Raw genomic sequence first — 15671 nt, 5'->3', positions numbered from 1 at the left:
CCCGCCGGGGCCCCCCCCGGGGGGGGGGCCCCCCCCGGCGGGGGGCCCCCCCCCCCCCCCCCGGCGCCCCCCCCCGGGCGCCCACCCGTTCCGTCCCGGGTCGGCGCTGTCCGGCGCCCGCCCGTTGCGTTCCCGTCGTCGGCCGTACCCGACGTCGCCGCGCGGAATGTCGAGCCCGGTCACCCGGCCGAGTCGTCGGTGGACCACTCGGGGGCCAGCACGGAGTAGAGCAGGGAGTCCCGCCAGGCGCCGTTGGTGTGGACGTGGTCACGCAGCCGTCCCTCGTACCGCATGCCGAGCCGTTCCGCGACGGCGATGGAGGCGGCGTTGTCCGGCCCGATCGCGGCGGTGATCCGGTGCAGGCCGAGGGTGGTGAAGCCGAAACCGATCAACGTACGGGTCGCGTCGGTGGCGTAGCCCCGACCCCAGTGATCGGCGCGGATCGCGTACCCGAGTTCGGCGCCCCGGACTCCGCCGAGGCCGAGCCGGGCGAAGCCGACCATCCGGTCCTTCTTGTCGGTGACCGCGAGGTAGTACTCCGTACGCGGCTCCGCCTGGGCCCGCAGGATCGCCCCCTCCAGCATCGCGACGGTCTGGATCCGGTTGCGTACGTCGAAGGAGAGCCAGCGGGTGACCCGCTCGTCCCCGTCGATCGCCAGGGCGTCGTCCACGTCGTCGGCCCGGAAGTCGCGCAGGTCCACGAGCCCGCCGGAGATGCCGATCGGGTACATGCCCTCCATCCTCGCCCACTGGTGGCCGGGGCGCGTGCTGACGCGGCGCGACGTTGGACCACCGTGGTGACGCACCGGACAGGGCACGCTCAACTGAGTCAACGCTTGTCGTCCCTGCCCATCGTCAGGGGGGTGTCACCGGACGACGTGGCGATCCGACCCTCCCGGACCGCTCGCCCAATCAGGTAGATGTCAACGACCACGGCTCCGAACAGCGCAAAGTTGGTGACCAGCGAGATGCTCAGCGGCTGAAGCAGGAGCAGTACGGGGCTCAGCAGGCCGAGAATCGCCAGGCCGGCCAACCCCGGCCAGGGCAGACGGTGGAACACCGACACGTGGTACATGACCCGGCCGATCAGGAAAAGCGCGGCTCCACCGACGATGAGCATCACCCACGCACCCTGCGGCGCACCGAGCGGATTGGTGATGAGCACCTCGTTGCCGACCGCGGTGAGCAGGGTCCCCCCGATCACCGTCGCGTGGCACAGCGCGACGGAAACCGCCAACCGTGGGCGACTCTGATCGAGAATACCGCCGATTCGCAGATCACCGGGAATCATATAACCGCGCCAGAGCAGCACCACGTTGAGGAACGCCAGTCCGAAGGCGAGCGTGCGCAGCGCGGTGATTCCCGCGCCGGCGTAGGCGAGGCCATTGATCAGGATCACCTCGCCCAGGGCGATGATGAACACCTGTTGGTACCGCTCCGACAGATGCTCGCCGACATTGCGGAGATTCTCGTCCGGCACTCGACCAAGCCCCGGAGTCGGCCAGCCCAGCCAGGCTATTCCGTAGTCGATGGCCAGTGCGACCAGCCACAGCACCACCCGCTCGGTCTCCGGCCGGAAAGCGCCGACCAGCCAGGTCACCCCGGAGACCGCGAACCAGATCAGGATCAGCAACGACCGGTGTTGCAGCGGATGCCCACGCAACAGCGTAAGCAACACGGCGCCCCGGCCGAAGTGTACGAGGACGTACGCCCCGGCAAAGATGAAGCCGTGCGCACCGAACGCGCCCGGTATCGCGGCCACCATCACCAGGCCGACGAACATGATGCCGAGAACGAGCCCCTTGATGATCGGGTCGTTGGGGTTGTACCAGTCGGTCGCCCAGGCGGTCGCGATCCAGATCCAGTAGACGCCTGCGAACAGGATCAACGTCTCGAGCGTGTTGCCCCAAGTCAGTTCATGGAAAAGCCGCCTCGACAGCAGAGCCAGCCCGAGAATGAAGGACAGGTCGAAGAAAAGTTCGAGGGCCGATGCCTGGCGCGGATGCTCGCGCTTACGCAGCAGCCTGGCCACCCGGTTACCCGCCACGATTCGTCCGCCTCACCCGATCCGTCGCACTATTCGTATCACGGGTCGGGATCGGGTGGGACGATACGACGGGAACCGAAGGTTATCCGGGGAGGCACACCGACGACGCGCCGAACCGGACAGGCCACCGAATGATCGCCCTGTCGATGTCGGCCCCGCCGCCGTTCCGGCGCAATGCTGTCAATCGCTCCGGCTGTTCCGAGCCTCACGGGAGAGCTTGATGCGGTCCATTGGGGAGGACCACCGCGGGAGGAAGCGAAGCACGGCACGGGACTCGGTGTCGTGTCCCGTGAGGGTGGTCATGAATTGGTCACGGTTGGTGTCGACGGATAGTTTCTGCACGTTGACGGTGATTCTCCCGACGGTGGCGTGATCGAGGGTCCTGACAAACTGTCGCGGGCCGGCGACGCGGTAGTCGGCCCATCATCCGCGGAATTCCGCCGAACGGGCGTCGAGCTCGGTTACCAGGTCATTGAGGTCGCGGTCAGCGCGATGCTGTCCCGCTTCCCGGCGCAGGACGGCGACGCATTCGCGGGCGGTCACCGGCCAGTCGACGAGAAGGTTCCGGGAATCCTCGTCGAGGAAGGTCAGGCGGATGTAGTCACGCTCGCGCGGCGGCAGGGTGCCAAGATCGATCAGCAGCGCCGTAGCTGCACGGTTCCACGCCAGGATGCCCATGCGGCAATGGAGGATCATCGCACTGCCGGCAAGGCCCCTCAACTGTCGGTCCTCGGCGATCTCGGCGTCGAGGATGTGCAAGGTCCGGCTCGGTGGGTTCGCGACCCGCCGGCTGGCGGGTCGGTCGGAGTGGAGGCGCGTACCGCCGAACGCACTCTGTCGATGAAGTGGACTCGCCTTTTGCCAAAATGGACAGATTGCCCGCTGCCCCAGATCGACCATTTTGCGGCGCGAGAGTGTGCCACCGACCCGCACAGAATCCTCGCCCCCCGGGGGACCGTCGCCTAGTGCCAGCGTCTGCTGTCGAGGATCCCGCGGACCACGGTCCGCGCCCGGTTGATCGCGGTCAACCCGGCCGAAGGTGTGGAGGCGCCCGGTAACCGTCCGGGCGAGGCGCGGCCGGCGGCGGTCAGCGAGGAGATGTTCTTCGGCGTGCTGCTGCCGGCGCGGCAGCGATCGCCCCGACCTCAACGGCGGCCGACTACCCTCGCGATCGTCACGGCCGCGAGGAGTTCCGATTCATCCGCCGGGTGTCGGCCTTGGCGCATCCACGACGGAACAACTCGGGGCGCCAGTCGCGTCGCATCCATGTGTATGCCGTAGCTGGATCCAATCGTCGTAGGCTCGGTAGATCCTCTGCAGGCCGTCGGGCTCTGCCCGAAGTGCGAGGAACTCGTCCAGCAGGGAGAACAGCGCCTCGAATGCCTTGCCGTCAGACTCCGGGTCCAACTCGCGGGCGTTCTTGGGGCCGACAGGGTCGGTGAGTCGGAGGATCAGGCTCCACCAGGTGAGGTTTGAGCCGCACCCGACCCGGGTGACCAGCCACTCTCGGAAGCCTGTCAAGACTGCCTCCTCCGCGACGTGACACCCGAGCACGAAGGCGACGGCCGAGCTGTAGTCGGCACGTACGAGGTACATGAGGGGACGCTTGCGCACAAGCGCGAACAGCTCCCGGTAGCGCTGGACTGTCGACTGCACGTCGATAGTCTCGGGCATGGACACCTGAACCACGACAACGAGTCGGGGCTCGCTGCGCCGGCCGATGCCGGCCGGAGGCCGCCAGCGGGCCGAGCGCGGGCGGGCCTGCGCCGCGCTTGCGCGGCGCCTTGTTCGGCAAGCTGCTGCCGGCTGTTCCGGCAGAGCATCGGGCGATCGTCGCGGCCGCCGCCGGGACGGGTCTGCGCTGGGGCGAGTGTGCCGGGCTGGCCTGGGGTTCGGTCGACCTGGACCGGGCGGTGCTGCGGGTCGTCCAGGTGGCGGTGGAGACGCACGGCGGGATCGTGGTGCGGCCGTACCCGAAGACTCGCGCGGATGTGCGGACGGTGCCCATGCCGGCGTTCCTGGTCGCTGAGTTGCGCCAGCGACGCGGCGACACGGAGCCGGATCCGCGGGCGCTGGTCTTCGCCGACCGGGACGGCGGTCCGCTGCGGCGGTCGAACTTCCGGCGGCGGGTCTGGCTGCCGTCGCTGGTGCGGGCCGGGTTGCTCGGCCAGGTCGTCGAGGTCGGCCCGGGGCGGTGGCGGGCGGTCTGGCCAGGTCGTGCCGGGGTGGAGCTGTCCGTCGAGTTCGGCACCGAGCAGGCTGCGGCGGCGCAGGTGGCGACGGAGGCGGTCGGCGGGCTGCGGTTCCACGACCTGCGGCACTCGTACGCGACGTGGCTCGTCACCGACGGCGTGCCGATCAACCTGGTCCAGCGGGTGATGGGCCACGAGCAGGCGTCGACCACGCTCGACCGGTACACCCACACCCCGGACGACTACGCCGACCGGGTCCGCCGTACCTTCGCTGACGATCCGCTGACTTTCGAGCCTCCGGAGCGGCCACAGGGGCCGGACGATCCGTCGTCAGACGCGTCGTGACCTGCGTGAATACGCTTCCTCCGGACAAGCGACGACCCCCGTCGGGGGGAGACGGGGGTCGTCTGGGGTTCGGCTCCGGGGGGGTCGAGCCGAACCCACTCGGCGGTCGCGGGGGGTGCGACCGTCGAGGTCTACGAGCACAGAGGATATGAAAGTGTGTCGTAAATACAAGCATGCCTGAGTGGCCTTGTATACGTCGAGTGGCGCCAACTTCCACTCCGCGCGAAAGTCTCCTCTCGCAGTGTGACCGTGATCACCGTCTGCGCTGATCTGCCGATCAGGCGGTAACCGGTCACGACCTGCCAAAGGTGACCCCGCGCACCCGCTGACCATAGACCATCAGACTAGACTCGTGCGCCGTGGGCCGAAGCGCCGCTTTTTTCGATCTGGACAAGACCGTCATCGCCAAGTCGAGTGCCTTGGCGTTCGGTCGACCGTTCTACCGGGACGGGCTGATCAGCCGCCGTGACGTGGTGAAGTCCGCGTACGCGCAGCTCATGTTCCGGCTGGGCGGCACCGACGAGCAGACGATGGCGCGTACCCGGGACTATCTCGCGGCGCTCTGCAAGGGATGGCAGGTCGACCAGGTCCGGCAGATCGTCGCCGAGACCCTGCACGAACTGATCAACCCCTACGTGTACGCCGAGGCCGCCGCCCTGATCGAGGAGCACCAGGCGGCCGGCCGGGACGTCGTACTCGTCTCCGCCTCCGGTGACGAGATGGTCCGGCCGATCGGCGAGCTGCTCGGCGTCGCCGACGTGATCGCCACCCGGATGGCGGTGGTCGACGGGCGGTACAGCGGCGAGGTCGAGTTCTACGCGGCCGGCCCGAGCAAGGTCGAGGCGGTCCGGGAGCTGGCCGCCGAACGCGGCTACGACCTGACCGAGTCGTACGCCTATTCGGACTCCGTCAGCGACCGGCCACTGCTGGAGTGTGTCGGCCACCCGAGCGCGGTGAACCCGGACCGGGCGCTGCGCAAGCTGGCGGCCGAACACGGCTGGCCGGTACTGGAGTTCCGGCACCCGATCCCGCTCGGCCGGCGGCTGCGGGAGCGTCCCGCCGTACCGGTCGCGGCGGCCGCCATCGGTGTCGGAGTCGGGGTCGCGATCGGCATCGCCTGGTACGGCCGGCACCGCCGGGCCCGCGCCAGCACCACCTGACGTACCCGCCAGCATCACCTGACGTCCCCGCTGGCGACGGGCAGTCTCTCCGCGTCTCAGGCGTTAACAGGGGGCCCTTCCTCGACCGAATGCGTTAGTAGGGGCCCTTCCTTACACCGAGTCGGCGATGGTGACGAGGTGTTCCGCACCCACTTCCACCGCCGTGGTGTAGTGCCGCAGCCAGGCGCGGATCCCGTCCGGGGTGCCGGTGGCGAAGGCGTTCGCCGCGCCGACGTACTCGGGTTCGCGGTCCTGGTGACCAAGGTCCACGGCGACCAGTCCACGCGGGTCGAAACCGGTGGAGAGCAGGGTCAGCCGGGCGGCGGCCCGGGCCACCACCCCGGACGGCCCGGCGAACGGCCGGAGCGCGAGCAGTTCACCGTGCACCACCGCGGCGAGGATGACCGGCGGCACCCGGGTCCCACCGGCGACCAGGCCGGCCAGGGCGTCCAGCCGGGCGGCCAGCACCGGTGACGGTCCGGCCACGTCGCCCTCGGCGAAGCCGGCGTCGACCGGCCGGCCGAGCACCTCGTCCGGCACCACTCCGCTGGCCGCCAGGGTGTGCAGCCGGGCGAGCACCTGCCGGGGCGCCCGGGGCCACCGGTCGGCGAGTCCGGGCAGCGCACCCGCCACCCGGAGCGCGCCCTGCAGCACCGGGTCGGTGACCACCCCGGACCGGACCAGCTCACGCTCGTGGGCGTACCCCTCCAAGGCGGCGCTGGCGACCGCGGACCGGAGGCTGACCTCGGCCGCGACCTGGCCGCCCTGCCGGCGCAACGCGCGGTGTCGCAGCGCCGCGTCGACCCGCTCGCGGGCCCGGTCGACCGCGGGCGCGACGTCGGCCAGGCTGAGCAGCGGTACCAGCGGATCGGTGGTCACCCTGCCACGGTAGTGCCCGGGCGACGCCCCGGAACCGACGGGCGCCCGGACGGGGCCGTTCGGCGCGTATCGCCGCCCGAGCCGCCCCGACCCCTCGCACCAGCCACTACGCCGAGACTAACCTCCTACCGAACGCCCGTTACGTGACGCCTGAGGAGCCACCCACCATGAGCGAGACTCTGGCAAACCTGTTGCAGGAAACCCGGCAGTTCCCGCCGCCGGCCGAGCTTGTCGCCGCCGCGAACGTGACCGCCGACGCCTACGACGAGGCGGCCGACGACCGGTTGGCGTACTGGGAGCGGCAGGCGCGCCGGCTGCACTGGTCGAAGGAGTGGGACCAGGTCCTCGACTGGTCGAACCCCCCGTTCGCCAAGTGGTTCGTCGGTGGGCGGCTCAACGTCGCGTACAACTGTCTGGACCGGCACGTCGCGGCCGGGAACGGTGACCGGGTCGCCATCCACTGGGAGGGCGAGCCGGGCGACACCCGGACCATCACGTACGCCGACCTGCTGGCCATGACCAGCCAGGCGGCGAACGCGCTGACCGAACTGGGCGTGACCGCCGGTGACCGAGTGGCGATCTACCTGCCGATGATCCCGGAGGCGGCGGTCGCGATGCTCGCCTGTGCCCGGATCGGCGCCACGCACAGCGTGGTCTTCGGCGGCTTCTCCGCCGACGCACTGACCAACCGGATCCAGGATGCCAGCGCCAAGGTGGTGATCACCGCCGACGGTGGTTACCGCCGGGGCAAGCCGTCGCCGCTCAAGGCGACCGTCGACGAGGCCGTCTCGCGCTGCCCGAGCATCGAGCACGTGCTGGTGGTACGCCGTACCGGGCAGGAGGTCGCCTGGTCGGAGAAGGACGTGTGGTGGCACGAGACGGTGGAGACCGCCTCGACCGAGCACACCGCCGAGGCGTTCGACGCCGAGCACCCGCTGTTCATCCTCTACACCAGCGGCACCACGGCGAAGCCGAAGGGCATCCTGCACACCACCGGCGGTTACCTGACCCAGGCCGCCTACACCCACCACGCGGTCTTCGACCTGAAGCCGGAGACCGACGTCTACTGGTGCACCGCCGACATCGGCTGGGTGACCGGACACTCCTACATCGTGTACGGCCCGCTCGCCAACGGCGCCACCCAGCTGATGTACGAGGGCACCCCGGACACCCCGCACCGGGGCCGGTTCTGGGAGCTGGTGCAGAAGCACAAGGTGACCATCCTCTACACCGCCCCGACGCTGATCCGCACCATGATGAAGTGGGGCGACGACATCCCGAAGGGGTACGACCTCTCCTCGCTGCGGCTGCTCGGCAGCGTCGGGGAGCCGATCAACCCGGAGGCGTGGATCTGGTACCGGGAGAACATCGGCCGGGGCGAGTGCCCGGTCGTCGACACCTGGTGGCAGACCGAGACCGGGGCGATCATGATCTCCCCGCTTCCGGGGGTGACCGCGGCCAAGCCGGGCAGCGCGATGCGTCCGCTGCCGGGGATCAGCGCGGACGTGGTCGACGACCAGGCGGAGCCGGTGCCGAACGGCGGGGGTGGCTTCCTCGTGCTGACCGAGCCGTGGCCGTCGATGCTGCGCACCATCTGGGGCGACGACCAGCGGTTCATCGACACGTACTGGTCCCGTTTCGAGGGCCTCTACTTCGCCGGTGACGGCGCCAAGAAGGACGACGACGGCGACCTGTGGCTGCTCGGCCGGGTCGACGACGTGATGCTGGTGTCCGGGCACAACATCTCGACCACCGAGGTCGAGTCGGCGCTGGTCTCGCATCCCTCGGTGGCGGAGGCGGCGGTGGTCGGCGCGACCGACCCGACCACCGGTCAGGCGATCGTCGCCTTCACCATCCCGCGCGGGCACATCGACACCGAGGGTGACGCCGGGACGGCGCTCATCGCGGAGCTGCGCAACCACGTCGCCAAGACGCTCGGGCCGATTGCCAAGCCTAGGCAGATCATGCTGGTGCCGGAGCTGCCGAAGACCCGGTCCGGCAAGATCATGCGCCGGCTGCTCCGTGACGTGGCGGAGAACCGCTCGCTGGGCGACGTGACCACGCTGCAGGACTCCTCGGTGATGGACCTGATCTCCTCGGGCATGCGGTCCGGCAAGTCCGACGAGGACTGACCCGAGCACACCGACGACGGGCGGACCCCACCTGGGGGCCGCCCGTCGTCGCTTTCCGGATCACCGCCGGCGCCGTCCGGCCCGACGGAACACCCCGACGACCGTCGGACGTCCACCACCCGGCCCGGTCGCATCATCCGTCCGGCTCCGGACACGGCGCGGTCCGCCAATTGACGTACGAACGGATGATCGGGTTCCTGCCGTTTCGGAATCGTGACATTCACCAACCGAAAAGTCGGCACCCCTTAGAACGTTTTCGCCCTGATTAGACGTAGATCGCAGAGCCAGGTATCGACATCCTTGACCCGTGACAGCAATCCATGTATCTGCAAAGGTGGGGATCGCGTCTGATGACAGTGCCGGCCAAGAGCTGGCCTGTCCTGTAACACTTCCACAAAGGAGGAGGACCTTTGAGGAGACGAGTCACGGCCGGCCTGGCAGGTGCCACGGCCGCGCTGTTGGCCGCCGGTGCGGTCGGCGTTCCGGCGACCGCCGCTCCGGCGGCGCCCGCCCCGGCCGACCGGGAGCCGCAGGGTGCCGCCCACCGGGCGGACAACCTGCCGGACCCGCTCGCCGAAGAGCACCAGCAGGTCCGCAAGGAGGCCATCGCCGCCCTGCTCTCCGGCAAGGCCAAACTGCAGACCCGCAACGGGTCGAAGGTCATCCAGATCAAGGCCGACCGCTTCGTCGAGTACCAGCAGCCGGCGAAGGTCGACCCGATCTTCACCATCCTGGTGGAGTTCGGCAACCAGAAGGACCCGCGCACCGGCGGCACCGACGGGCCGCTGCGCAACCAGATCCCGCAGCCGGACCGCAACTACGACGGCGGCGCGACCGACGACAACAGCACCATCTGGAAGCCGGACTTCAACCGGCAGTCGTACCTGGACCTGTTCTACGCCAAGGGCAAGGAGTCGATGGCCGACTTCTACCTGAAGCAGTCCGGCGGGCGCTACACCGTCGGCGGCGACGTGACCGACTGGGTCAAGGTGCCGTTCAACGAGGCCCGGTACGGCAGCAACGAGATCCCCGAGCGGGACGGCTACTGGAACTTCGTCAAGGACACCGCCAACTCGTGGTACGAGTCGCAGGTCGCCGCCGGCAAGACCCAGGCGGAGATCAAGCAGTACCTGGCCCAGTTCGACGTCTGGGACCGGTACGACCACGACGGCGACGGTAACTTCAACGAGGCCGACGGCTACATCGACCACTTCCAGGCGGTGCACGCCGGAGAGGGCGAGGAGGCCGGCGGCGGCGCCCAGGGCGCGGACGCCATCTGGTCGCACCGCTGGGGCGCGTTCACCGACCTCTACGGCACGGCCGGACCGGAGTTCAACAAGGCCGGCGGTGTGCAGATCGGTGACACCGGGATGTGGATCCGTGACTACACCACGGAGCCGGAGAACGGCGGCCTGGGCGTCTTCGCCCACGAGTACGGCCACGACCTCGGCCTGCCCGACCTGTACGACACCCAGGGCGGCGACAACGGCGTCGGGTTCTGGAGCCTGATGGCCTCCGGCTCCTGGCTGAACCCCGGCAAGCAGGACATCGGCTCCAGCCCGGGTTACATGGACCCGTGGTCGAAGCTCTACCTGGGGTGGCTGAACCACTCCACGGTCGACTGGGACAGCGGCACCACGTACGCGACCCTCGGGGCGGCCGGCGACACCGACGGCCTCGCCCAGGCGGTCGTGGTGAACCTGCCCGACCAGGAGGTCACCATCCGGCTCAACACCCCGTTCGAGGGTGAACGGGAGTGGTGGAGCGGCACCGGTGACAACCTCAACAACACGCTGACCCGGACGCTCGACCTGACCGGGGCCAGCAGCGCCACCCTCGCCGCCAAGGCGTGGTTCCAGATCGAGGAGGACTTCGACTACCTCTTCGCCGAGGTGTCGACCGACAACGGCGCCAACTGGACCCCGCTGAGCCACCCGCTGATCGACGAGCCCGCGCCCGGCGCGAAGCCGGAGACCGGTATCGACGGTTCCTCGGGCGGCCAGTGGGTCGACCTGAACTACGACCTGTCCGCGTACGCCGGGCAGACCGTCCAGTTCCGGTACCGGTACCAGAGCGACAACGGCACCAACCTCGCCGGCGCGTTCTTCGACACCATCTCGCTGATCAAGAACGGTACGACGGTCTGGACCGACAACGCCGAGACCGAGCAGTCGGAGTGGACCGTTCGCGGTTTCAGCCGGACCACCGGCTCGTACACCGAACCGCGGGCGCAGTTCTACATCGCCGAGTACCGGACCTACTACGGGTACGACAAGTACCTGGAGACCGGCCCGTACAACTTCGGCTGGCAGAACAGCAAGCCGGACTGGGTGGAGCGGTTCAAGAACCACCAGGGCCTGCTCGTCTGGTACGTGAACTACGCGTACGAGGACAACGACACGATCGTCCACCCGGGCTTCGGCCTGAACCTGCCGGTCGACGTCCGGCCCGGCCCGATCACGGTCCCCGGCGTCGGCAACGTCACCAACCGGCGGAGCAGCTACGACGCCACCTTCAGCAAGTTCACCAAGCCCGCCCAGACGTTCCACCTGAACGGGCAGGCGGTCACGGTGCCGAAGCTGAACCCGGTGACGACGTTCAGCGACTCGAACCCGGACCGCTACTGGTCGCCGCAGAACCCGATGAACTCGGTCAAGGTCGCCGGCACCGGCACCAAGATCGAACTGATTCTGGAGAACCGGCTCATCACCGACCTGGCGATCATCAAGGTCAGCAACTGATCCGGTAGTCACCGGTCGGTAGCCGGGGCCGGGAGCGCATGGCGCGCCCGGCCCCGGTCGCTTTTCCGGAGGCTACGGCCGGGCTCAGAAGGCCAGGTCCAGCCACCCGTACGTGTGCTCGCACGGCGGCCCGGCCGCGATCCCGAACCGCCGGTCGTCCAGGTCGAGCAGCACCGAGTAGACCGTCTCGGAGCGCTCGGCCAGCGGATACCGCTCGTCGGTGTGTCGACAGATGCTCTGCGGCTGGCTGGCGTGGTCGCGGAACAACCCGACCAGGTCGTCCTCGCCGATCGCGCCGGTCGCCAGTCTGGCGGTCAGCAGCCGCCGGGCCCGCGCCGACCGGAACAGCGACGAGCCACCCCAGTCCTTCATGGTGTCGTGGACCCGTACCCCGGTCTCCAGATGGTTGGCGTGGGTGATCAGCCCGTCGACCGGATGCGACCAACCCGCGTCCCCGGGCACCAACTCCAGGTCGATCAGTTCACCGCCGGCCTCCGCCGCCTGCCCGATCAGCAGGTTGATGGAGCTGTTCCGGGTGCCCCGGCAGGCCGCCTTCAACGCCTCCGCCAGGCTGTCGCCTTCCAGCGCGGCCCGCAGCAGCACGTGGTACGGCACCCCCGGTGCGGCGCCGTCGGCGGGCAACCCGTCCCGGTCGCAGCCGAGCATGTTCACGCAGACCCCGACACCGGCCGAGTTCAGCCCGGTCTTGGCCACCATCCCGGCCTCGGTGAGAGTCAGCACCGTCAGCCCCCGCTCGTCCCGGGTGGCGAGCAGCAGCATCACGTCGCGCTGGTCGGGGTGCCAGTCCCAGTTCTGTCCGAGCAGCAGGTGGCCGTTGGTGGTGTGGGTGCCGAGCACGCCGACCGACGTACAGCCGCCGACGTCCGGATCCGACTCCGGCGACGGTCGGGCCGGACCGGTCGGGGGCTGGGCCGGGGCGGCCTGACCGGAGTCCCGGTGGTTGCCGTAGATCAGTTCGGTACGGGCGTTGAGCGCGTAGATCTCGTCGACCCGGGCGCCGGCCCCCTCCGCCACGCCGTCGAGCAGCTCGGCGACCCGGGGATGGTGCCGGACGGTGGCGGCCCGGAACGCCGCCCCGGCGGCCCGGATCGCCGCCGTGTCCAATCCGCCCTCGTCCCGGAACCGGCGCAGGTAGAAGTCGAGGTTGGCACCGACCAGATCCTGGGCGGCGGCGCCATACCCGATGCCACACTCGATCGGTGGCCCCTGCACCTGGATCAGCGGCACCGGCAGGTCGGGGTGGGTGGTACGGCGTGCGGCAGTCATGGCAGCACGGTAGTCAACCGGCCCGCGGGCCGTCATCCCCGTTGACTGACCGCCGGCTCAGCCCCGGAGCGTGGTCGGTTCCCGCCCGCCTCTCCCTCAGCTCAGCAGTTCCCGGGCCAGCACCCCGCCCCACCACTGCTCGACACGGTCCGGCGCCCAGCCGCGCTCGGCGGTCAGCACGGCGTAGACGTCGATGCTGCAGATCGCCGCGTAGATGTCGACGGCGGTCGGGACGTCCAGGTCGGGACGGAGCACCCCCGGCGACCACGACGAGAAGACCCGTAGCCGGGTCTCGTCACCCCGTCTGCGGCCATCGAGGTAGGTGGTGGCCAACTCGGGCTCGGTACGGCCCGCATCGCGGACCAGCGTGATGACGTCGCCCGAACGCTCGAACAGCCGTCGGTCGTAACCGGCCATCGCGGCGAGTTGCCGCTCCGGCGTCGCCGTCGGGGCCTCCAACTCGGCAAGCATTCGCGCCGCGTCAGCCGACAGGTCGGCCGCGTCGGCCAGCGCCCGGGCCAGGCCGGACTTGTTCCCGTACGCCGCATACACCGTCGGGACCGAGACGCCGGCCTCGCGCGCCACCTCCCGGACGGTCGTGCCCGCCCAACCATGGCTGACGAAGAGTCGACGGGCAGCCAGGGCGATTTCGGCTCGCGTCTGCTGGGCCTGTGTCGTGCGGCGTACGGACTCGTAGCGCCGCCGGCCGGGCTCGGCGGTCATGCGCGCCTCCTATCTCACTTTACGTGGGTTATAGTGAATACATGTCAAGTAAAGCCAAGTTCGCAGTACCGTCGAGCATCGGCTTCCACCGGCTCAGCGGCATCGCCGCAATCGGCTTCGCCACCATGATCGTGGTGGCCAACCTGATCGCCGTACCCGCGGGCCTACCACAGACCGGCGCCGGCATCGACGAGGTCAACGCGTTCTTCAGCGACCGGACCCGGATCGTGGGTCTCACCACCGCCCTCACCCCCGCCGCCTGGATCATGGCCACGCTCTTCGGCGCGGGTGCGGTCGCCGCGCTGTGGCAGTCGGAGCGTGACCGGGGCGAGGCGTGGTCACTGCTCGGATTCGCCGGCCTGGTGCTCCAGAACGCCACCTTCGCCGCGGTTGTCGCGATCCGCCTCGCGCTGGCGTCGTCGACCACCGATGACGCCGGCACGACGGGGATGCTGTGGTCGCTCCACGACTGTCTGTTCACCCTCAACGGCACGTTCCTGGCCCTCGCCCTGATCGGGCTCTCCATCGCCGGCCGGCGCGCCGACCTCATCCGACGGTGGCACGGCACGTTGGGGCTGCTGTCCGCGGCACTGCTGTTCACGTCGGCCACCCTCGCGCCGCTGGTCGTCGACCGAGCGGGTCCTCTCGGCCTTCTCGGCCTGGTCGGCTGGCTGCTGTGGGTCGTGTGGATCGTCACCTACGGCACCGTCCTGATCCGCCCGAACAAGGTCCCACGATCCAGGAGGGCGGATTCCCTACTGGTGACCGGATGAGCCGGGCGAACTCGTCCGCCAGGAGACCAAGGCGATCCGGCCGAGTTGGAAGGAACTGATGACCCAGTCCCCACACTGGAACGACTACGACGGATACCAGCCGGACGCCGATTGTCAGGAGCCGCCGCGCCAGCCCGTCGCCACCCGGTGTGCCGCCATCCGCCGCGTCGGTAAAGAGCGCCGCCACCATGGGGATCGACTGGAGCTGGGACGAGGTCACCCACGACGGCGGACGCGAACCGCTGGTCGACCACATCCATCTGAACGACCGGGGCGGAGCGGTCGTCGCCGATCTCGCCGCCCGGTGGCTGGCCGGGCAGACGTCGTCGTAGGAGCTGCTCGCCCCCTGACCCGCCCGCCCCGGACCGGGGTGAATTCCCCGACGATTCCCTGAACCATCGGTCGCACCAGCGGCGTCGACCAGGGTTGGGCCTAGGCTGTCGAACATGAGCGAGCGGAGCGCGGGTGGCCGGAAACCGGTGGTGGACGAGTCCTGCGTGCTGGTCGAGGGGCCGTGGACCCACCGTTTCGTCGGGGCGAACGGCAGTCGGTTCCACGTGGTCGAGGTCGGCACCGGGCCGCTGGTGCTGTTCCTGCACGGCTTCCCGGAACACTGGTGGGCCTGGCACGAGATGCTGCCGGCGGTCGCCGACGCCGGCTACCGAGCCGTCGCGGTCGACCTGCGGGGGTACGGCGCGAGTGACAAGCCGCCCCGCGGGTACGACGGCTACACCCTCGCCGCCGACGTCGCCGGGCTGATCCGGGCGCTCGGCGAGCGGTCGGCGGTACTGGTCGGGTCGGGGGCCGGTGGCATGATCGGCTGGACCGCCGCCGCCTTCCATCCGAGCCTGGTACGCCGGCTGGTGGTGCTCGCCGCACCGCATCCGCTGCGGTTGCGGGCCGGCATCTTCGCCGATCCGCGCGGCCAGTTCGCCGCCGCGACACCGGCGCTGAAGTTCCAGATCCCCCGGTACGAACACGTGCTCACCCGGGACGACGCGGCGCTGGTCGGCTACTTCCTACGCCGCTGGGGTGGCCCCCGCTGGGTCGACAGCCCCGGCTTCGAGGCGTACGCGGACCGCTGTCGGGAGGCGATGCAGATCCCGCAGGCGGCCTTCTGCGCGATGGAGGGCTACCGGTGGGCGTTCCGCTCGGTACTGCGACTGCACGGTTACCGGTTCGTCAAGCTGATGCAGCAGCCGCTGGTCACGCCGACCCTGCAACTGCACGGTGCGCTCGACCAGGCGTCCCTGCCGCGTACCGCCCAGGGCTCCAGCCGGTATGTCTCCGCCCAGTACGAGTGGCGGCTGCTCGACGACGTCGGGCACTTTCCGCACGTCGAGGCGACCGACCTGGTGCTCGGCGAGGTGCTCCGCTGGGCCAAGTCCTGAC

At 69.7% G+C, this 15671-nt stretch carries 14 protein-coding genes; 7 read left to right on the top strand and 7 right to left on the bottom strand.

Annotation, left to right across the window (positions count from 1 at the left end):
* Positions 1-179: 179 nt before the first annotated feature.
* The 4 genes from V1633_RS22535 to V1633_RS22520 all read right to left on the bottom strand — a co-directional run bounded on the left by V1633_RS22535 (position 180) and on the right by V1633_RS22520 (position 3727).
* The gene (locus tag V1633_RS22535; RefSeq protein ID WP_331216369.1) at positions 180-731 is read right to left on the bottom strand and encodes a GNAT family N-acetyltransferase; all 552 of its coding nucleotides are present in this window, start codon (positions 729-731) and stop codon (positions 180-182) included.
* A gap of 98 nt (positions 732-829) precedes the next feature.
* Positions 830-2032 (bottom strand): low temperature requirement protein A, encoded by a 1203-nt coding sequence (locus tag V1633_RS22530; protein ID WP_331216368.1) that lies wholly within the window; start codon positions 2030-2032, stop codon positions 830-832.
* A 438-nt stretch (positions 2033-2470) separates the two neighbouring features.
* Entirely contained in the window at positions 2471-2806 is a 336-nt protein-coding gene (locus V1633_RS22525; protein WP_331216367.1) for an MmyB family transcriptional regulator, read from the bottom strand.
* 438 nt (positions 2807-3244) lie between these two features.
* Positions 3245-3727: a hypothetical protein gene (locus V1633_RS22520; RefSeq protein ID WP_331216366.1), complete on the bottom strand. Its 483-nt coding sequence runs from the start codon at positions 3725-3727 to the stop codon at positions 3245-3247.
* Positions 3728-3819: 92 nt separating this feature from the next.
* Between V1633_RS22520 and V1633_RS22515 the strand changes: the two genes are divergently transcribed.
* Entirely contained in the window at positions 3820-4584 is a 765-nt protein-coding gene (locus V1633_RS22515) for a tyrosine-type recombinase/integrase (RefSeq protein ID WP_331216365.1), read from the top strand.
* Between the two features lie 359 nt (positions 4585-4943).
* Complete coding sequence (locus tag V1633_RS22510) at positions 4944-5744, top strand: HAD family hydrolase (RefSeq protein WP_331216364.1); 801 nt, start codon at positions 4944-4946, stop codon at positions 5742-5744.
* 111 nt (positions 5745-5855) lie between these two features.
* Here the strand turns inward: V1633_RS22510 and V1633_RS22505 are convergent, their stop codons facing one another.
* A complete protein-coding gene (locus V1633_RS22505) occupies positions 5856-6623 on the bottom strand; it encodes a Fic family protein (protein ID WP_331216363.1) in 768 nt (255 codons plus the stop codon).
* Between the two features lie 167 nt (positions 6624-6790).
* Between V1633_RS22505 and acs the strand changes: the two genes are divergently transcribed.
* Both acs and V1633_RS22495 read left to right on the top strand, forming a co-directional pair.
* Entirely contained in the window at positions 6791-8755 is a 1965-nt protein-coding gene (gene acs / locus V1633_RS22500) for an acetate--CoA ligase (protein ID WP_331216362.1), read from the top strand.
* Between the two features lie 410 nt (positions 8756-9165).
* Positions 9166-11496 (top strand): immune inhibitor A domain-containing protein, encoded by a 2331-nt coding sequence (locus tag V1633_RS22495; RefSeq protein WP_331216361.1) that lies wholly within the window; start codon positions 9166-9168, stop codon positions 11494-11496.
* Positions 11497-11580: 84 nt separating this feature from the next.
* On the opposite strand, the gene V1633_RS22490 is transcribed toward V1633_RS22495, so the two are convergent.
* Positions 11581-12783 (bottom strand): C45 family peptidase, encoded by a 1203-nt coding sequence (locus V1633_RS22490; protein ID WP_331216360.1) that lies wholly within the window; start codon positions 12781-12783, stop codon positions 11581-11583.
* Between the two features lie 96 nt (positions 12784-12879).
* Positions 12880-13506: a TetR/AcrR family transcriptional regulator gene (locus V1633_RS22485; protein WP_331216359.1), complete on the bottom strand. Its 627-nt coding sequence runs from the start codon at positions 13504-13506 to the stop codon at positions 12880-12882.
* A 41-nt stretch (positions 13507-13547) separates the two neighbouring features.
* On the opposite strand from V1633_RS22485, the gene V1633_RS22480 reads away from it, so the two are divergent.
* The 3 genes from V1633_RS22480 to V1633_RS22470 all read left to right on the top strand — a co-directional run bounded on the left by V1633_RS22480 (position 13548) and on the right by V1633_RS22470 (position 15670).
* A complete protein-coding gene (locus tag V1633_RS22480; RefSeq protein ID WP_331216358.1) occupies positions 13548-14279 on the top strand; it encodes a hypothetical protein in 732 nt (243 codons plus the stop codon).
* Between the two features lie 188 nt (positions 14280-14467).
* Entirely contained in the window at positions 14468-14611 is a 144-nt protein-coding gene (locus tag V1633_RS22475; RefSeq protein WP_331216357.1) for a hypothetical protein, read from the top strand.
* A gap of 114 nt (positions 14612-14725) precedes the next feature.
* Positions 14726-15670, top strand: a complete 945-nt coding sequence (locus tag V1633_RS22470; protein ID WP_331216356.1) for an alpha/beta fold hydrolase — start codon at positions 14726-14728, stop codon at positions 15668-15670.
* Position 15671: the final 1 nt, after the last annotated feature.

The organism is Plantactinospora sonchi (genome assembly GCF_036422035.1).
In the GTDB taxonomy this organism is placed as follows: domain Bacteria; phylum Actinomycetota; class Actinomycetes; order Mycobacteriales; family Micromonosporaceae; genus Plantactinospora; species Plantactinospora sonchi.
Note: the sequence above shows the minus strand (reverse complement) of the source record. Positions and strands in the feature narration are given on the sequence as shown.